Source organism: Paractinoplanes atraurantiacus (assembly GCF_900215205.1).
Classification (GTDB): domain Bacteria; phylum Actinomycetota; class Actinomycetes; order Mycobacteriales; family Micromonosporaceae; genus Actinoplanes; species Actinoplanes atraurantiacus.
In genome coordinates this window covers 149,536-167,394 of record NZ_OBDY01000013.1, presented here as the reverse complement: position 1 = coordinate 167,394, position 17,859 = coordinate 149,536, and the positions used below count along the sequence as shown (strand labels likewise).

The following is a 17,859-nucleotide window of genomic DNA, read 5'->3' as shown; positions in this document are numbered from 1 at the left end:
CTTCGGTGACGGTGGAACCCAGCCGTGGAAACGGCGTCTCCAGCCGGAGGGTGGCGATATGGGCGATTCCGTGGTGCGCGGCCGTGCCGTGCCAGCGCTCGGCGCCCGGCCTTCCGGCCCGCGCCTGCCGAGCACGCTGCTCTGGCGCGGCCGCCTGGCCGAGCGGCTCGACCAGGGCGTCCGGCAGCCGGTGACGCTGATCTGCGCCGGGCCGGGCTGGGGCAAGACCGCGCTCGCCGGCTCGTGGGCGGCGGCCCGCGCGGCGTCCGGCCCGATCGCCTGGCTGAGCTGCGAGCCGCGGCACAACCACCCGTACGCGCTCTGGTCCGATCTGGTCCTGGCCCTGCGCACCTCGGGAGCCGTCCCGCCCGGGCACACGCTGCCCGAGACGGGCCCGCTGCCGTCCGAGGACGAGGCCGAGTACGCGGGCCGGGTCGCGGCCGCCGTGGCGACGCTGCCCACGCCGGTCGTCCTCGTCCTCGACGACCTGCACCAGGTGACCGACGAGCGGACCCTGACCGGGCTGGCCGCACTGGTGGCCCGGCCGGGTCACCGGCTGCGGTTCGTGCTGATCACGCGGAGCGAGCCCGGACTGCCGCTGCACCGCGAGCGCGCGGCCGGCGAGCTGACCGAGATCCGGTCGGCCGACCTCGCGTTCCGGGCGGCCGAGACGGCCGAGCTGTCGGCGCAGTTCGGCCGGCGACTGCCCGCCGACCGGCTGGCCGAGCTGCTGCGCCGCACCGAGGGCTGGCCGGCCGGCCTGCGCCTGGCCATGGAGGCGCCGGACGGCGTCAGCCCGGCCGCCGCGGCCGAGGACTACCTGCTGCGCGAGGTGCTGGCCGCACTGCCCGCCCACCGGCAGCTGTTCCTGCTGCGCACCAGCGTCTCCGACCGGATCTGCGCCGGCCTGGCCGACGCGCTCACCGGCCAGCAGCACAGCCAGCAGGTGCTCGAGGAGCTGGCGGCGGCCAACCTGTTCGTGGAGCGGATCGGCTCCGGGCGGTGGTTCCGCTACCACCCGCTCTTCCGGGCCGCGCTGCGTCACCGGGTCACCGTGAGCAAGCCCGGCGAGGTGCCGCGCCTGCACCTGCTGGCCGCGCAGTGGCACAACGGGCAGGGCGACGGGCTGACCGCGCTGCGGCACGCGTCGGCCGCCGGCGACTGGGGCCTGGTCGGTCGCCTCGTCGTCGACCATGGACTGACGCTGGTCGCCTCGGCCGATCACGCCGAGCTGTTCGAGGTGCTGCGCCGCATCCCGCCCGGCCGCCTGGCCGACAGCCCCGAGCTGCTGCTCTGCTCGGCGCTCCTGCGGTATGCGCACGGCGACCTGGCCGCGATCCCGGAGCAGCTCGCCCGCGCCCGGTCCCTGCTGCAGACGTACGCCCCGGGCTATCGGGGGCGGGTCGAGCTGGCCGTCGCGGTGCTGGAGTCGGGCACGGTGACCCGCCGGCGCGGCGACATGCCGGGCGTCATCGAGAGCACCACGGCGCTGCTGGCCGAGCTGACCCGGCTCGACGCCGAGCACGTGCCGTCGCTGCTGCCGTACCGGGCGATGGTGCTCAACAACAAGGGCTCGGCCCTGTTCTGGACCGGCCGGCTCGACCACGCCGACCGCTACCTGTGGGCCGCGGCGTCGGCCGCCCGGGTCACCGGCACCCCGCTCGTCGAGATCAACGCGCTGAGCCACCTGGCCCTGCTGGTGCACCGTCAGGGCTCGCCGGCCGAAGCGGCCGGCCACGCGGTGTCGGCCATCGACGCCGCCCGCCGCATCGACGCGCTCAGCCACCCGGCCGTCGCGCCGGCCCATCTCGCGCAGGCCTTCATCGAGCTCGACCGGGGTGCCGACACCGACGCCGAGGCCACCCTGCGGCAGGTGCTCAGGTCGCTCGGCGAACATCCGGAGACCGTCATGGCCGGTCTGGCCGCGGTGCTCCGGGCCCGGCTGCTGATCGACCGGGGCGAGCCCACCGCCGCCCGGGCCGTCCTGGCCAAGGCGTCCGCCGAGGCCGGGCCGGGGCAGCGGGCGCCGCTGCTCGACCGCTCCTTCGATCTCGCCGCGGCCGAGATCGATCTCGCGCTGGGCGAGCCGGCGGCGGTCGTGAAACGCTATGCGGCCGGCCCGCTCGCCCCGGCCGAGCAGGTCTGCCTCGCCCGCGGCCACCTGGCGCTGGGCGACTTCCACGCCGCCGAGCAGCTGCTGGCCCTGGCCCGGGAGGGCTCCGACCGGGTGTCGGTGGTCGCGGCGTGGGTGCTCACCGCGCTCGCGGCCGACGCGCACAGCCGCAGCGGCCGCGCCGCCGACGCGCTCGGCCACGCGCTCGCCGCCGCCGAGGCCGACCGGATCCGCCGCCCGTTCCGCCGCCTCGACCCCGAGCGGGTGCTGGTGCTGGCCGGCCGCCAGCAGTGGCTCAACGAGCCGCGGGGCCCGGTCGGCGACGGGGTGCTGGCCGAGATCACCGGCGAGATCCCGGTGCTCAGCGGCCTGCCCACGGCCGACCCGCTCAGCGAGCGCGAGGTCGACGTCCTGCAATATCTGCCGACCGTGCTGACCGCCGGGGAGATCGCCGAGAGCTTGGGCATCTCGGTGAACACGGTCAAGGCCCACATGCGCTCGATCTACCGCAAGCTCGGCGCCGGCCGCCGCCGCGAGGCGGTCGTGCAGGCCCGCCAGGCCGGGCTGCTCTGATCCAGGCCCACTCCGGGGCTGCTCACTCGCTCCGGATGAGGCCCGGCCCCGGGCCAGGGCCGACGCTGGGCACATGACCGAGGCAACCATCCGGACGCAGCCCCCTGACCTGCTCGCCGAGGTACGTTCCCAGCCGTTCCCCTGGTGGGCCATGCTCGTCACCGGCGTGCTCGGCACGGCGTTCGGCGTCGCCGTGCTCGCCTGGCCCGACATCAGCCTGCGCATCATGGCGCTCCTGGTCGGCATCTGGCTCTTTATGAGCGGCGCCGCCTGGACCGTCGGCGCCTTCATCCCCGGCCGCGGCAAGAGCGCCGGCGAGCACGTGCTCACCGGCATCGTCGGCATCGTGGTGCTGGTCGGCGGGCTGCTCTGCCTGCGCGACCTGGTCACCCGCCTCACCGTGCTGGCGCTGATCTTTGCGGTGACCTGGGTCCTCAGCGGCATCGCCGAGGTCCTCGCCGCCTTCCAGACCACCGGCGTGCGCCGGGCCGGCCTGCTCGGCGTCGGCCTGCTGTCGATCGTGGCCGGCCTGATCCTGCTGTTCGCGCCCGGCCTGTCGCTGACCGCCCTGGTGCTGCTCACCGGCATCAGCAGCATCGTGGTCGGCCTGGGCGAGATCGTCCTGTCGTTCTACCTGCGCCGCACGGCGCACTGAGCGATGGGCGCCGTCGCACGGGCGGTGGCCGTCGTCGCGCTCGGCTGGGCGGCCGCGGGCATCACCGTCGCCGTGCTGCCCGGGATCAGCGCCGACGGCGCCGACGACGTGCTGGTCGTCGCGATCGTCGTCGGCCTGCTCGGCGCCGTGCTGCGACCGGCCCTGGCCGGGCTGCTGACCTGGATCGGCTGGGCCGGTGTTGTGATCGGCTGGCTCGTCTGCCAGGCGCTCATCGTCTACGCCGCCCTGGTGCTCTCGCCGGGCATCCACGTCGACGGCTTCTGGCCGGCGTTCTGGGCCGCCTGGATCGGCGCCGCGCTGATGAGCCTGGGCCTGTGGGTGGTGACGGCCGGCCAGCCCGGCGTGGTCACCCGCCACCTGATCCGGGCCCACCGCCGCTACCGCCGGGACGTCACCCGCACCGACACCCCGGGCCTCGTGATCATCCAGATCGACGGGCTGTCGGCGCCGCTGGCCCGCTGGGCGGTCGAAGCCGGCAACCTGCCCACGCTGAGCCGCTGGCTGCGCGCCGGGCACACGCTGACCGAGTGGCACGCCCAGCTGCCGGCGACGACGCCGGCCAGCCAGGCCGGGCTGCTGCACGGCGCCAGCGATCAGGTTCCGGCTTTCCGGTGGTACGAGAAGGAGCCCGGCCGCCTCATCGTGACCAACCGGCCCGCGGACGCCGCCCTGGTCGAGCAGCGGTGCACCGAGGGCCTGCTCACCGACGGCGGGGTGAGCATCAGCAACGTCTTCTCCGGTGGCGCACCCACCTCGCTGCTGACGATGAGCACGGTTCGCTCCGGGCGCGGGCCCGACCGCTACGTCAGCGCCTACCTGCTCGATCCGTTCGGGCTGACCCGCTCGCTCGTGCTGACCATCGGCGAGATCGTCAAGGAGCTCTACCAGGCCCGCCGGCGGCGGCTGCGCGGCGTGGAGCCGCGGATCGGCCGCGACTGGGGTTACGTGCTGCTGCGCGGCGCCACCAACGTGCTGCTGCGGCACCTCAACCTGGCGCTCATCGCCGAGCACGTCATGCGCGGGGCGCCCGCCGTCTACTGCGACTTCGTCGACTACGACGAGATCGCCCACCACGCCGGCCCGTTCCGGCCCGAGGCGCTGGCCTCCCTCGAGGGCATCGACGCGGTGCTGGCCACCCTGGAAGAGGTCGCGGCGGCGGCACCCCGGCCGTACGAGTTCGTGGTGCTCTCCGACCACGGGCAGAGCCAGGGCGCCACCTTCGCCCAGCGCTACGGCCTGCGCTTCGAAGACCTGGTCGGGCAGCTGACGACCCCCGACGCGGTGGTCGCGCCCGAGGAGGACGAGCAGGAGGGCCGGGCCCGCGTGCTGCGCGCCGGCCTGACCCCCGGTCCTCCTCACAAGGACGAGCCGGACATCGGCCGCCCGGAGATCGTCGTCGCCGCGTCGGGCAACCTCGCGCTGATCTACCTGGCCCGGCTGCCGGGCCGGGTGAGCCTGGAGGAGATCGAGGAGCGGCACCCCAAGCTGATCGACGGCCTGGTCGCGCACCCCGGCGTCGGCTGGGTGATGGCGCGCTCGCGGCGCGACGGCCCGGTCGTGATCGGCCGCGGCGGCCGCCGGCTGCTCGACGGCGACCGGGTCGAGGGCGCCGACCCGCTCGACGGCTTCGGCCCGCACGCCGCGGACGACCTGCGCCGCCACGACGGCCTCGCGCACACCGGCGACCTGCTCGTGAACAGCCTGTGGGACGCCGGCACGCAGGAGGTCGCCGCGTTCGAGGAGCTGATCGGCTGCCACGGCGGCCTCGGCGGCTGGCAGGACCGGCCGCTGCTGATCCACCCGCGGGAATGGCCCGTGCCCACCGTCCTGATCGGCGCCGACGCCGTCCACCGGCTGCTGCGCCACCGGCTCGACGAAAAGGAAGCACCATGTGCCGCTGGCTCGCCTACTCCGGAACACCCATCCGCCTCGACGAGGTCCTCTACAAGACCCAGTACTCCCTGATCGACCAGAGCATGCACTCCAGGATGGGAGTGGAGACGACGAACGGTGACGGCTTCGGCGTCGGCTGGTACCCGGTCGACGGCCCGGGGGAGCCGGCCCTGTTGCGCGGCGTCGGGCCGGCCTGGAGCGACGCGAACCTGCGCGAGGTCGCCGCCGCCACCTCCTCGCCGCTGTTCCTGGCCCACATCCGGGCCAGCACCGGCACCGCGGTGCAGCAGACCAACTGCCACCCGTTCCGGCACGAGAACTGGCTGTGGGTCCACAACGGCTCGATCCGCGACTTCGGCCGGCTCAAGCGCGACCTGGTGCTGGCGATCGACCCCGACCTCTACCCGTCGCTGGCCGGCTCGACCGACTCCGAGGTCATGTTCCACCTGGCGCTGACCTACGGCCTGCGGGACCGGCCGATCGTGGCCGTCGAGCGGATGGCCGGCCTGGTCGAGTCGGTGGCCCGGGCGCACGGCGTGCCCCATCCGCTGCAGATGACCGTGGCCACCACCGACGGCGACCGGATCTGGGCCTTCCGCTACTCGAGCGAGGGGCACAGCCGGTCGTTGTTCTACAGCACGGCCCTGTCCGCCCTGCATGAGCTCTACCCTGATGACAAGCGGCTGCGTGGGCTGTCCGACGAGACCCGCCTGGTCGTCTCCGAGCCGCTCGGCGAGCTCGAAGGGGCCTGGCAGCCGGTGCCGGAGGCGAGTTGGGGAGTCATCCAGAAGGGCGAGGACGAATTGGGACACTTCGAGCCGGCGATGCCTTGACGCTCCTCGTCGCGCACGTGTCGGATCTGCATCTGGGTGCGCACGATCCGCGGGCGGCGGCCGGTCTGGCCGCCGACGTGGTGGCGGCCCGGCCCGGCCTGACCGTGGTCACCGGCGACAGCACCATGCGGGCCCGCCCCCGCGAGTTCCGGCTGGCCCGGCAGCTGCTCGACCGGCTGCCGCGCCCGCTGCTCGTCGTCCTCGGCAACCATGACGTGCCGCTGTGGAGCCGGCGGCGCGTGCTCGACCCGTACGGCGCCTATCGAAGCGGGATCACCGACGAGCTGGACCCGGTCCGCCGGGTGCCGGGGCTGACCGCCCTGGGGCTGCCGTCGATGCCGCGGTGGCGGTGGAAGAACGGCCGGTTGACCGGCCGGCAGGCCGATCTGGCGGCGAGGGTGCTCGGTGATGCCCCGGACGGCGACGTGCGGCTGGTGGCGATGCACCACCCGCCGGGCGCGGGCTGGCTGCCGGGCTGGGACCGGCTGCGCCGCGCCGCCCGGCCCGACATCGTGCTCGCCGGGCACACCCACGTGCCGCGGGTGCTGCCGATGGACGACTGCGTGATCGTGGTGGCGGGCACGGCGACCAGCCACCGGACGCGGGGCGTCCCGCACTCGTGGAGCCTGATCTCGGTCTCGCCCGCCGCCTTCGCGATCAGCGAGCGCTATCTCGACGACGTCGGCTGGTACACGGCCCGGGTCGTCGACGTGCCCCGTTTCAGTGCAGCAATGTCTTGAGCAGCACGAAGCCCGCCCCGAACATCCCGGCGACCAGCGTGGACACGACGCGCTCGCCGACCGTCAGCCGGCCGCCGGAGCCGATCCGCCAGCCCGCCATGCACAGCAGCACTGTCGTCGTGGCCAGCGAGGCGAGCTCGGCGCTGATCAGCGACGCGCCGGTGACCTTCACCGCGAGCAGCACCAGCAGCGGCAGGATCGAGGCGCTCACCAGCTCCCAGCCGCTGGTCAACTGCTTGCGCATGGTGTGCCAGGCCGGGCGGTGGCCCTGGTGGATGCGCTCGGCCACGATCCGCGCGTAGCGCTCGGCCGCCCAGTAGATGACCAGCGTGACGATCACCGCCGCGACCACCGCCCGCGCCGTCGCGCCGTGCCCGGCCACCAGCACCGCGGCGCCCACGATGAGCCCGTAGATGCCGGACGCGGTCGCCTCCTCCGTCTCCAGCCGCAGACGTCCCCGCAACGGCATCCAGGTTCGCGCCATGCCACCGAGCCTCGCCGCGATCCCCTTACGAGGACTCATCCGGCGAGGGTGAACCCATGGGCGGCCCGCCACAGGGATGCTGGATCACGTGCCGAACGAGTTGCGCCGCGCCACCGATCGCCTGGAGGGCCTCATGCTCTTCACTCTGGTCATGACCTTTCTGGCCGGCGCCCCGCTGCTGGCCTGGTGGGCGGGCCAGCAGGCCTACCGCACCGACCTGCGCGCGCAGCGCTGGGAGCAGGCGCACATCTTCCGGGCCGAGGCGGTGCTGCGCGGCGACCCGGTGCCGTCGGTCGGCGGCCGCACCGGCGCCACCCTGACCGCCCGGGCCACCTGGACGGCGCCGGACGGCACCCCGCGCGAGGGCGCGGTGCCGGTGACGCCGAACGACGCGGCCGGCGGGCGCGTCCCGATCTGGGTCGACGACCGGGGGACACCGCGTCAGCCGCCGCCGCAACGGCAACCCGCCGCACAGGGCTTCATGGTCGGCGCCGCCGTCGTGCTGTGCGCCGCCGCGGCCACGGCCGGGCTGCACCGCATCGGCCGCGCCCTGCTCGACCGTCACCGCTACCGCACCTGGGAACGCGAGTGGCTCGAGGTCGGCCCGCGCTGGAGCCGCGAGAGCCGCTGAGTCATGCGCTCCGGAGGATGCCGGGCACGGCCGGGACCGGAACGCTCGGGTCCATGGCCGTGCGCTTCTCCGCCTCGCTGAGGCGAGCACTCATCCCGTTCGCGCTGGCGCAGTTCATCTGCAGCTACGCCGGCTCCAACATGAACGTCATGATCAACGACATCAGCGAGGACCTGAACACCACGGTCTCCGGTGTCCAGGTCACCATCACCGTCTTCCTGCTGGTGATGGCCGCGCTGATGATCCCCGGCGGCAAACTGACCGACCGGTACGGGCGGAAACGGTGCCTGACCGCGGGCCTGCTCATCTACGCCGTGGGCGCCCTGCTGAGCGCGGCCGCACCCGGCATCTGGGTGCTCGTGCTCGGCAACTCGATCCTGGAGGGCATCGGCACCGCGCTGCTGATCCCGCCCGTCTACATCCTGACCACGCTGCTGTTCACCGACATGGCGTCGCGGGCCCGGGCGTTCGGCGCGATCAGCGCGATGGGCGGCATCGGCGCCGCCACCGGCCCGCTGATCGGCGGCTTCATCACCTCGTTCTTCAGCTGGCGGGTCGCCTTCCTGTTCCAGGCGGCCATCGTCATCCTCATCGCCGTGCTCAGCCGCAAGTGGGTCACCGACCCGCTGCCGGCCGACCCCGACATGCCGTTCGACGTGCGCGGCTCGATCACCTCGGCGCTCGGCCTGGTGCTGGTCGTCAGCGGCATCCTGGCCGCCGACGACAACCTCGCGCTCTGCGCCGGCATGGTGATCGCCGGCATCGGCGTTCTGGCCTGGTTCTTCATCTCGGTCCGGGCCCGCGAACGGGCCGGCAAGCCGGTGCTGCTCTCGATGGTCCTGTTCAAGAACAAGACGGCCAACCTGGGCATGATCACCCAGAACCTGCAATGGCTGATGCTGATGGGCACGTCCTTCGTGGTCTCGGCCTATCTCCAGGTGGTACGGGGCTACAACGCCATCGAGACCGGCGCCATCTTCACGGCGACCACGGCCGGGCTGCTGCTGTCCTCGCTCGGCGCCGAGCGCTTCGCCCGCCGCCGCACCCAGCGGACGCTGATCGTGGCCGGCTTCGCCATCGCCGTCGTGGGCATCGCGATCCTGGTGCCGATGGTCAGCAACATCGGCGGGGCGTGGGCGTTCGTGCCCGGCCTGTTCGTGAGCGGCTTCGGGCTCGGCCTCATGCTCACCCCGTCGGTCAACGTGGTGCAGTCCGCGTTCGGCGAGGACCTGCAGGGCGAGATCTCCGGCCTGTCCCGCAGCGTCTCCAACCTCGGTTCGTCGCTGGGCGGCGCGATCGCCGGAACCATCCTGGTGGCCGGCATAGCGGCCACACCGGGCCGCAACTACGCCCTGGCCATGATCGCGGTGGCCGCGGCCGGCGTCATCGGACTGGCCGCGGCCCTGGCCCTACCCCGAGGACGAGTCGCTACGTGAGCTCCCCGAACGCGCATAGCAGATGCCCCGCGTCGTCAGCGATCCAGCGGTCGGGGGCCACATGAGCGGCTCCACGCCTTCGTCGAACGGTGGCGGTCCACCCCCGCGGCGGCGAACTCGTCGTCCTGGCCGGTGGGCTGGATGCCCCACCAGCGGAGCAGTGCGTTGATCGCCATGTCGCGGATGGCCGGGGTGACCGTGTAGTGAGGTTCGGCCTCTCCGGCGGTGGTTTCCGTGAAGGACGGGCCCCAGGCGACTGAGCCGGCGCGCCAGGCCATGGCGGCGTGGAAGCCGTGGCCGCCGAAGAACTCCATGTGCACGTAAGCCACATCGCCGAAGTGGAATCGGCGACGGGCCCACTCGGCGACTCCGGTCCTCAGCTCGTAGAAGCCGTCCACACACGAGTCTTCAGGGCCGGCCGACATCACGTTTGCCATGGTCTCGTCGGTCAGGGGCAGGAGCGACAAGCCGCTGTCAGCGCTCAACGGCACCGTCGGCAGTGCCGTTGCACCAGGGCTCTGCGCGGTGGGTTTCAAAAGGAGCGCCCGCAGATCCCCGGCCATGTCGCGAGGGTATCGACGGGCCGGCTCGACCGCCACGGCGGGCCCAGCCGACGGCCTGCGGGGGCCGGGGTCAACGGGCCGGCGGTGGCGCCGGCTCGGTGCCGGGGGCACGTTGCCTCGTGACGATCCGGTCGTAGGGGCCGCGTTCCTGCTCGCGGGCCAGCAGCTCCAAGGCACGGGCGTCGGCCTCGGTGGGGCGCTCGGGGTCGAGAGCTCGGGGCCACAGGCGCGCGTAGCGGACGGCGGCAGCCTCGGCGGCGTACACCAGAATGTTGCTCAGGAAGTAGAGCAGGGTGAAAGCGGCGGCGACCGTGGCGAAGGCGCCGTAGACCGGGCCGGCGCGGCGGATCATGCCGGGTAGCACGGAGGCGCTCAGGCCGAGGACGAGCGCGATCGCCACGCCGCCGGGCACCGCGGCCGGCCACAGCGCCCGCAGGGGAGCCGGGCGGGCCAGCAAAAGCTTGACCACCGCGATCAGGGTGAAGCCGGCGACGACCGCGCTGCCGGCCAGGAAGACCGTGGCCGTCGCGGCCGAGGCGGCCGTGCCGACCAGCACGACCAGCAGCGCGGCGAAGACCCGCAGCAGCCACGAGACGATGCCGTGCCGTTCGCGGAACGGCACGGCGGCCAGGTGGTTCACCGTCCGGTAGGCGGAGAAGACCACGCCCGCGCCGGTGAAGAGCAACGTGCAGATGCCCACGACCAGGGCCGCGTACGACGAAGGAAGCTCTCTTCGAATGTCACCGCTCAGCGTCGGCGGGACTATGGCCTCGATCAGCTCCTCCAGCAGCTCCGGGCGGTTGGCCAGCAGCTGGGTGAGCACCGCGACGCCGAGCAGGAGCAACGGGAACAGGCTGAGGAAGCCGTAGTAGGTGATCAGGGCGGCCTCCCGCGCGCCGCCGTCGTCGAGATATTTGCGGACGACGGCGTGCGGGAAACCCAGGACGGCATGCCGCCGCTGGACGTCGTCGAGGCGGCGGAGCAGGCCGGCCGGGGTCAGCAGGTTCCCTTCAGGGCGTCGACCAGGTTCTGCCCGGCCACGCGGACCTCGTTGACCGCGGCCCGCACGGCGCCGAGATCGGCCGGGCGGCCCTGCAAAGCGGTGCCGAGCTGGTCGGTCGCCGTGCGCAGCGCGTCGGCCTGCGGCTTGAACTGCGCCTGCGCGTCCGTCACGACCTGGCCCAGCTCGTCGCGCAGCTGGGTCAGCAGGGTCCGCATCTGCGTGACACCGGTCTGCGAGACCGTGGTCTCACGGATGTGGCTCACCGTGTTCTGGGCGGCGGCGACGCTCTCGCACACCGCCGGTGTGCCGCCCGCGGACGCCGTGCTGTCGGAGCAGCCGGCCAGGGTGCCGAGGAACAGCAGCAAAATCACCAGTCGCTTCATTACTGGAACGATCCGCCGACACGGCCGTGCGCTCCTCGCCCGCACGGGATGAGGCGACCGGCGGAACACCCGCCCGACGATGGGGTCATGGCAATCGGACCTGTCCAGCTCATCGTGCTGGGCTTCAGACACCCCAACTTTCACGGCGAGGTCATCGAGGAGCTCGAGCGGCTGCGCCAGTCCGACACAGTACGGGTCATCGACGCGCTCGCCGTCTACAAGGACGCCGCCGGTGAGATCGAGGTCGAGCACCTGAGCAACCTCACGACCGAGGAGGCCATCGAGCTCGGCAGCAAGGTGGGCGCCCTGGTCGGCCTCGGCATCGAGGGGGAGCGGGGCATGGTGGCCGGTGCCCGGGCGGGCGCGGAGAGCGCCGAGGACGGCATCGAGGTCTTCGACGAGGAGGATGCCTGGGACGTGATCGGCGAGATCCCGCCGGACAGCGCGGCCGCGCTGATCCTGCTCGAGCACCACTGGGCGGTGCCGCTGCGCGACGCCATCGCGCGGGCCGGCGGCTTCCGCCTCTCGGACGGCTTCGTCAGCCCGTTCGACCTGGTCGAGATCGGCCTGGTCAGCGCCGAGGAGGCCAAGGAACTGCACGACCTCGAATCCGCTTCTTCCTGAGAGGAACAGCCATGTTCGGATCGCGGAGAGTCGCACGGCGCACCGGGCGGCGGACCGCCCGCCGGGTCACCCGGCGGGTAGCTCGCCGCCGCTGAAGGCCAGCCGCCGTAGTCGAGCCCAGTCCAGGTCCGGCCGGGCCGGGGGCACACCCGGCCGGTGCCTGGGCACCCGCACGCGCAAGGCGCCCGGGCGGATCGTGCAGCGCACCGGCGTGGCCAGCATCAGCGCCTCGCCGTCCACACCGACCGGCAGTTCGGGCGCGTCGGCGTCGATCACGGCCTCGGTCACCTCGCTGACCGCCACCGAGCGGGCCCGGCCGCCGGCGCTGATCAGGTTGACCGCGCCGAGCGCGCCCCGCACGGTCACCGCCATCACGCCGAGCACACCCCGGTCGAGGCGGGCCCGCCGGCCGGAGCCGCTCGCGTACGGGTTGTTGCTGACCAGCACCGCCTGCGGGCCGCTGAGCGTGCCGGCGTCGGTGGTCAACCGCAGCGGGCGGTCCTCGGTCAGCACGGCCGGCAGCATGTCCAGCGCGGTGCCGATCTTGTCGTCGCGGTACTCCGGGCTCTGCACGACCTCGGCGTACGCGCCGAACGAGGCGTTGTTGACGAAGATCCGGTCGCCGATCACGCCGAGGTCGATGTGCACCTCGACCCCGTCGGTCAGCGCGTCCAGGCAGTTCGCCGGGTCCTCGCGGTCCAGGCCGAGGTCGAGCGCGAAGTGGTTGCGGGTGCCGGCCGAGATGACCAGGAAGGGCAGGCCGTGCTCGGCGGCGATCCCGGCCACCAGGGCCTGGGTGCCGTCGCCACCGGCCACGCCGAGCAGGTCGGCGCCGTCGCGGACCGCCCGCCGGGCGACGTCGGCCACGTCCACGGGCGCGCCGTCGTCGTGGCTTCCGTCCAGCAGGAACACCTCGGCACCGAGGGCGCGGGCGCGGTCGGCCAGGTGGAAACGCTCGACCTTGCCGCCCCCGGAGCGCGGATTCATGATCAGGTACGGCTTGGCGGGCGGCGCCGACTCGTACTCGTCGGGCTCCTGATGGGCGGCCGTCAGCGCCCGCCGGCCGGCCGCGGCCGCGCCCGCCCAGAGCAGCCCGAACAGGACCACGACCCAGATCAGGCTCGCGCGCGCGAACAGCACGGCCACCGTCAGCGGCGCCAGCACCACGACGACGCCGGCCAGCCAGCGCAGCACCCCGTGATGGGTGAGGAACCACCACGCGGCGGCCAGGCCGATCGTCACCCCGATGATCCCCGTGAGCAGCAGCGCGAGGCTGCCACGGATCCCCGCCGCGGCGAGGACCAGCACTCCAGCGGCCGCGATCAAGACGAAGGCGAGCCGCGCCAGCCAGCGTTCGGACATGACACCAGACTCCGAGGCGGCCGCGTCGCGCACCTCATACCAGCGGGATGAGGTGCGGCGGGAGGCGCGGGTGGACCGTCAGCATCAGCCTCTCCCGAAAGAAGGGAACCTGCCGTGCCGACGACCCAACGCCTGCGGCACCCCGCCGAGATCCCCATGTTCATCTTCATGGTGGTCCTGAACGTGATCATCATCTGGGCGATCATTCAGGCGGCGATCACACTGCCGTTCCTGCCCGACCGGATCCGCGAGTCCGGCTGGGGCACCACGGTGCGCTCCGCCTTCATCGCCCTGCTGCTGCTCGTCCCGGCCCTCGTGGTGATCCGCGAGACGCAGCGGGCGTCCATCCGCGGCGGCGCCATCGAGCTCAACCCGCGGCAGTACCCCGAGATCTACGCGATCCTCGACGAGTTCGCGCACAAGCTGGCCCTGCCCCGCCGGCCCAGCATCTACCTGGCCAACGGCAACGGCACCCTCAACGCCTTCGCCGCGCAGGCCACCGGCCACGACTACGTGGTCATCGCCAACGAGCTGTTCGTCAACCTGCGCAACGAGAACCGCAACGGGCTGCGGTTCATCCTCGGGCACGAGGTGGGGCACATCAAACTGCACCACGTCGCGCTGTGGTACCAGCTCGCCGTCGCCTACTCCGAGCGCATCCCCATCCTCGGGCCGACCCTGTCCCGGCTGCGGGAGTACTCGTGCGACCGGCACGGCGCCCACCTGTGCCCCGAGGGCGCGACCGGGCTCGTGCTGCTGGCCGGCGGCCGCTACACCGAGAACACCGTGGACATCCCCGAGCTGGTCCGCCAGGGCAAGCGGCTGCACGGATTCTGGGTCGGCCTGGCCCAGCTGCCGATGTCGCACCCGTTCACGGTCCGGCGCCTGGAGAGGCTCGTCTCGCTGGGCATGCTGCGGTCATCCGCAACGGATGACGTGCGGGTCGGTCACCCCGTAACAGGCTGATCGTCATGGATCTCGAACACTCGCATGAGAAGGCGGCCCGCAAGCTCGACGCCGAGCACGCCCTGCGGCCCTGGCAGGTCGAGCTGCTCAAGCTGCAGCAGCATCTCGAGATCCAGAACCTGCGGATGATCGTGCTCTTCGAGGGCCGCGACGCCGCCGGCAAGGGCGGGGCGATCCGCCGGGTCACCCGCTTCATGAACGAGAAGCGGTACCGGGTGGTCGCCCTCGGCCGGCCCACCGAGGAGCAGCGCTCGCAGTGGTACTACCAGCGGTACGTGGCCCAGTTCCCGGCCGGCGGCGAGATGGTCCTGTTCGACCGCAGCTGGTACAACCGCGCGATGGTCGAACAGGTCTTCGGATTCTGCACGCCCAAGGAGTACATGGACTTCCTCGACGGGGTCACCGGCTTCGAGAAGGATCTCGTACGCACCGGCACGATCCTGGTCAAGCTCTACTACAGCGTCACCCGCGAGGAACAGGCCCGCCGCTTCGAACGCCGCCGCACCGACCCGCTGCGGCAATGGAAGCTCAGCGAGATCGACATGCAGGCGCAGGACCGCTGGGACGACTTCACCAACCGCAAGTACGACATGTTGCGGCGCACCGGGACGCCGATGGCGCCCTGGACGATCGTGCGCTCCAACGACAAGCAAAAGGCACGGCTGAACACCATGAAGGTCATCCTCAACGCCGTCGACTACAAGCACCGCGCTCCCGACCTCGACTTCACGCCGGATCCGCGGATCGTCGTGCCGGGCGACGAGGAGGTCGCCCTGATGGAGGGAGGCACGTGGTCATGACCGACGCGACCTATCAGGTCAGGGTCTCCGGGGTGATTCCCGAGGAGCTTCTGGAGGAGCTGCGCGACCTCACGGTCAGCGTGGAGCCGCCGGAGACGATCCTGCACGGATCACTGCCGGACCAGTCGGCAGTGGTGGGGCTGATCTCCCGCATTCACGGCCTCGGGCTACGGCTCATCGAGGTCCGGCGTATTCCACCTTCGCAAGAATCCTGATTGGGGACGGACATGTCCGACACAACGGCAAGGTCAAACTACGCGGACGAGGCGTACGTCGCCCCTCGCCGCCGCACCGCCGAGCCGACCGCCTGGGTCGGGGTGGTCGTCTTCGCCGCCGTGATGCTCATGCTGATGGGCGGCTTCCAGATCATGGAGGGCATCGTCGCGATCGTCCGCGACGACTACTACCTGACCACCAACAGCGGCCTGATCCTCACCCTCGACTACACCGCGTGGGGCTGGACGCACCTGATCATCGGCCTGATCGCGGTCGGCACCGGCATCGGCATCTTCGCCGGCCAGACGTGGGCCCGCGTGGTCGGCATCATCATCGCCTGCCTGAGCGCCCTGGCCAACGCGGCGTTCCTGCCGGCCTACCCGATCTGGTGCGCGATCGTCATCGCGATGGACGTCCTGATCATCTACGCGCTCGCGGTGCACGGCCGCGAGGTCAAGTGAGCGTTGCCGTGTCCCGCTCGCTCAACTGGCTGAGGCTGGCCGGCGGCATCCTCGCCATCGTCGTCGGGGTCGTCGCGTTCTCGTGGCCCGAGGCCACCCTGAAGGTCGTGGCCTTCCTGTTCGGCCTCAACCTGCTGATCGCGGGCGTCGTCCGCACGGTGGCGCTGCTGATGAGCCCCGGGTACCCGGTCCTGAACCGGGTGCTCGGGATCATCCTCGGCGTGCTGACCGCCCTGCTCGGCATCCTCTGCATGCGCAACGTCATCGCCTCGCTCGGCATCCTGCTGCTGATCGTCGCCCTGGGCTGGATGCTCGACGGCCTGGCCGAGATCTTCTCCACTGTGGGAAGCGGCGAGTCCGGCGGCAGCTGGCGCATCGGCCTGGGCATCGTGGCCGTCCTGGCCGGCATAGCCCTGCTGGTCTGGCCGAGCATCGGCCTGCAAGCCTTCCTCTTCTTCGGCGCGACCGTCCTGGTCTTCGTCGGCATCTGCCTGGTCTTCGTGTCGATCGCCCGTTTGCGGGCCCAGCCGGAAGGCGCCTACTCGTGACCACTTCTCGTCCCGGCCTGAGTGTCGGACCGACCAGCGAGTTCTCTCTCTTCTTCCATGTGCGGCCGGGTCACGGCCCGGCCCTGCGCGAGGCCCTGCGCGAGCTCCAGGCGGCGCCCGGCTACCGGGACGGCGACTACGACCTGCCGATCGCGACCATCCACGAGGCGCGATTCGTGCCGTTCGACGACGACACCCGGCTGCTGTTCGCGACGAGCTTCGACGGGCCGTGGGACTCGTACATGGACGACTTCGCGTCCAAGCCGTTGAAGCTGTTCGACGCGATCTTCCGGCACGTCGAGGGCTACGACGGTCTGCCCGACCTCGAGTCGGTCAAGAAGTTCATCCTGAGCGCCCAGGTCACCGCCGGCGGCTACTCGCGCAACTACGGCGGGACGGTCAAACAGATCCGCAAGGCCGAGCGCGTGAACCGCGCCTTCCAGGAGGTGCTCGACGACCCGGCGGCGGCCGAGGCGCTCCAGGCGCCGGCCCTGGCCCCGCTGCTCGCCGAAGCCGCCGACTGAAGGCGGGGGAGCCGCACATGTCCGACCACATCTCGGGTCCCCGCGCGCTCGCCGAGCCGATCGCCGACATCACCGACGTGTACGCCTTCCCCAGTCCCGAGAATCCGGGCCACCTGGTGCTGGTGATGAACACGCTGCCGTTCGCGCCCTACGACGCCCGGCACTCGGACGGGCTGATCTACCGGTTCCGCCTGAAGCCGCTGCCGGACGGCGTACCTCTGGTCTTCGATTGTGTCTTCTCCGCCTCGGGCGAGGTCGAATGCCAAGGACCTCTTGCGGTGGTACGGGCTTTCGCCGGGCCGCGGTGGGATCCGTTCATCCTCGACGCGCCGGCCGCCCTGCGGACGGTGGCGACCGGGCAACTGGCCTTCACCGACCCCTCCGCCATCTATCTGGACGGCAAGAACGTCCTGAGCATCGTGCTCGAGATCGACTGCGCCGGCCACTCGCTGCTCGGCGTGGTGGCCGAGACGCTCACCCGGGGCCGCCACAACGTGCGCATCGAGCGCACCGGGCGGCCCGAGGTCAAGAACCTGCTGCTGGGACCGAAGCAGTTCGACCGGGTCAACCGGGACCTGGAGATCCGCGACCTCTACAACATGGAGGACGCGTTCCACCTGGCCGACGGCTACCTCGGCGCCTACCGGGCGCGGCTCGACGCCAACCTGGCCTTCTGGGACGGGCTGGACGGCCGCACCGACTGGCCCGTCGGCCCGGACGGGCGCCACCCTCTGACCGACTTCTTCCTGGCCGACCACCTCGTCGTGGACGTCACCAAGCCGTACGCGGAAAGCGGGTCCTTCCTGGAGATCGAAAGGGCCGGGCTGGCCGGGAACCCGCACCGCACCTGCGGTGGCCGCTCGCTCAACGACGACGCCATGGACACCCTCTTCACCTTCCTGATCAACGGCGGGGCCGGACCGGTGATCCGTGACGGCGTCGACCGGTCCAGCCGTCCCGCGACGCGGACGTTCCCGTACCTGGCCGAGCCGAACCCGGACCCGCCCAAGCCGCCCGCACACCTCTAGGA

At 72.1% G+C, this 17,859-nt stretch carries 20 protein-coding genes; 15 read left to right on the top strand and 5 right to left on the bottom strand.

Annotated elements, in window-relative coordinates:
- The first annotated feature begins 58 nt into the window (after positions 1-58).
- The 5 genes from CRP55_RS27490 (at position 59) to CRP55_RS27470 (ending at position 6,828) form a co-directional block, all read left to right on the top strand.
- On the top strand, positions 59-2,686 hold the full coding sequence (locus tag CRP55_RS27490; protein WP_245923398.1) for a winged helix-turn-helix domain-containing protein: 2,628 nt from the start codon (positions 59-61) through the stop codon (positions 2,684-2,686).
- A gap of 73 nt (positions 2,687-2,759) precedes the next feature.
- Positions 2,760-3,341 carry an HdeD family acid-resistance protein gene (locus tag CRP55_RS27485; RefSeq protein WP_097323023.1) on the top strand — a complete coding sequence of 194 codons (582 nt, stop codon included), beginning with the start codon at positions 2,760-2,762 and terminating at the stop codon, positions 3,339-3,341.
- 3 nt (positions 3,342-3,344) lie between these two features.
- Entirely contained in the window at positions 3,345-5,327 is a 1,983-nt protein-coding gene (locus CRP55_RS27480; protein WP_097323022.1) for a phage holin family protein, read from the top strand.
- Positions 5,252-6,088 carry a class II glutamine amidotransferase gene (locus tag CRP55_RS27475; protein WP_097323021.1) on the top strand — a complete coding sequence of 279 codons (837 nt, stop codon included), beginning with the start codon at positions 5,252-5,254 and terminating at the stop codon, positions 6,086-6,088. Before CRP55_RS27480 ends, CRP55_RS27475 begins: the two co-directional genes overlap by 76 nt.
- A gap of 17 nt (positions 6,089-6,105) precedes the next feature.
- A complete protein-coding gene (locus tag CRP55_RS27470) occupies positions 6,106-6,828 on the top strand; it encodes a metallophosphoesterase family protein (RefSeq protein ID WP_245923397.1) in 723 nt (240 codons plus the stop codon).
- Here the strand turns inward: CRP55_RS27470 and CRP55_RS27465 are convergent.
- Positions 6,809-7,312: a hypothetical protein gene (locus CRP55_RS27465; protein WP_097323019.1), complete on the bottom strand. Its 504-nt coding sequence runs from the start codon at positions 7,310-7,312 to the stop codon at positions 6,809-6,811. The genes CRP55_RS27470 and CRP55_RS27465 overlap by 20 nt on opposite strands.
- An 88-nt stretch (positions 7,313-7,400) precedes the next feature.
- Here CRP55_RS27465 and CRP55_RS27460 point away from each other — a divergent pair, with 88 nt between their 5' ends.
- Together CRP55_RS27460 and CRP55_RS27455 are read left to right on the top strand one after the other, a co-directional pair.
- Positions 7,401-7,943, top strand: coding sequence for an Rv1733c family protein (locus CRP55_RS27460; protein WP_245923396.1), 543 nt, complete (start codon positions 7,401-7,403; stop codon positions 7,941-7,943).
- A 53-nt stretch (positions 7,944-7,996) separates the two neighbouring features.
- Positions 7,997-9,379 carry an MFS transporter gene (locus CRP55_RS27455; RefSeq protein WP_097323017.1) on the top strand — a complete coding sequence of 461 codons (1,383 nt, stop codon included), beginning with the start codon at positions 7,997-7,999 and terminating at the stop codon, positions 9,377-9,379.
- 35 nt (positions 9,380-9,414) lie between these two features.
- Here CRP55_RS27455 and CRP55_RS27450 read toward each other — a convergent pair whose 3' ends face one another.
- The 3 genes from CRP55_RS27450 to CRP55_RS27440 all read right to left on the bottom strand — a co-directional run bounded on the left by CRP55_RS27450 (position 9,415) and on the right by CRP55_RS27440 (position 11,328).
- On the bottom strand, positions 9,415-9,942 hold the full coding sequence (locus CRP55_RS27450; RefSeq protein WP_143234906.1) for a hypothetical protein: 528 nt from the start codon (positions 9,940-9,942) through the stop codon (positions 9,415-9,417).
- 70 nt (positions 9,943-10,012) lie between these two features.
- Positions 10,013-10,885: a YhjD/YihY/BrkB family envelope integrity protein gene (locus tag CRP55_RS27445; RefSeq protein WP_281260815.1), complete on the bottom strand. Its 873-nt coding sequence runs from the start codon at positions 10,883-10,885 to the stop codon at positions 10,013-10,015.
- A 53-nt stretch (positions 10,886-10,938) separates the two neighbouring features.
- Positions 10,939-11,328: a hypothetical protein gene (locus CRP55_RS27440; RefSeq protein ID WP_097323014.1), complete on the bottom strand. Its 390-nt coding sequence runs from the start codon at positions 11,326-11,328 to the stop codon at positions 10,939-10,941.
- An 87-nt stretch (positions 11,329-11,415) separates the two neighbouring features.
- On the opposite strand from CRP55_RS27440, the gene CRP55_RS27435 reads away from it, so the two are divergent.
- The gene (locus tag CRP55_RS27435) at positions 11,416-11,952 is read left to right on the top strand and encodes a hypothetical protein (protein WP_097323013.1); all 537 of its coding nucleotides are present in this window, start codon (positions 11,416-11,418) and stop codon (positions 11,950-11,952) included.
- A 66-nt stretch (positions 11,953-12,018) separates the two neighbouring features.
- Here CRP55_RS27435 and CRP55_RS27430 read toward each other — a convergent pair whose 3' ends face one another.
- Positions 12,019-13,314 carry a diacylglycerol/lipid kinase family protein gene (locus CRP55_RS27430; protein WP_097323012.1) on the bottom strand — a complete coding sequence of 432 codons (1,296 nt, stop codon included), beginning with the start codon at positions 13,312-13,314 and terminating at the stop codon, positions 12,019-12,021.
- Positions 13,315-13,428: 114 nt separating this feature from the next.
- On the opposite strand from CRP55_RS27430, the gene CRP55_RS27425 reads away from it, so the two are divergent.
- From CRP55_RS27425 to CRP55_RS27395, 7 genes are read left to right on the top strand one after another with little or no spacing between them, the layout of a single operon-like run.
- Positions 13,429-14,280: a M48 family metallopeptidase gene (locus CRP55_RS27425; RefSeq protein WP_218854709.1), complete on the top strand. Its 852-nt coding sequence runs from the start codon at positions 13,429-13,431 to the stop codon at positions 14,278-14,280.
- Positions 14,281-14,285: 5 nt separating this feature from the next.
- Positions 14,286-15,080, top strand: coding sequence for a polyphosphate kinase 2 (gene ppk2 / locus CRP55_RS27420; RefSeq protein ID WP_097323011.1), 795 nt, complete (start codon positions 14,286-14,288; stop codon positions 15,078-15,080).
- On the top strand, positions 15,077-15,295 hold the full coding sequence (locus CRP55_RS27415) for a DUF8691 family protein (protein WP_097323098.1): 219 nt from the start codon (positions 15,077-15,079) through the stop codon (positions 15,293-15,295). Before ppk2 ends, CRP55_RS27415 begins: the two co-directional genes overlap by 4 nt.
- A gap of 12 nt (positions 15,296-15,307) precedes the next feature.
- Entirely contained in the window at positions 15,308-15,757 is a 450-nt protein-coding gene (locus CRP55_RS27410; protein WP_097323010.1) for a DUF7144 family membrane protein, read from the top strand.
- Positions 15,754-16,305 (top strand): HdeD family acid-resistance protein, encoded by a 552-nt coding sequence (locus CRP55_RS27405; RefSeq protein ID WP_097323009.1) that lies wholly within the window; start codon positions 15,754-15,756, stop codon positions 16,303-16,305. The genes CRP55_RS27410 and CRP55_RS27405 overlap by 4 nt, the downstream gene beginning before the upstream one ends.
- Entirely contained in the window at positions 16,302-16,829 is a 528-nt protein-coding gene (locus CRP55_RS27400) for a hypothetical protein (RefSeq protein WP_097323008.1), read from the top strand. The genes CRP55_RS27405 and CRP55_RS27400 overlap by 4 nt, the downstream gene beginning before the upstream one ends.
- 17 nt (positions 16,830-16,846) lie before the next feature.
- Positions 16,847-17,857 (top strand): DUF4331 family protein, encoded by a 1,011-nt coding sequence (locus tag CRP55_RS27395; protein WP_097323007.1) that lies wholly within the window; start codon positions 16,847-16,849, stop codon positions 17,855-17,857.
- Positions 17,858-17,859 lie beyond the last annotated feature (2 nt).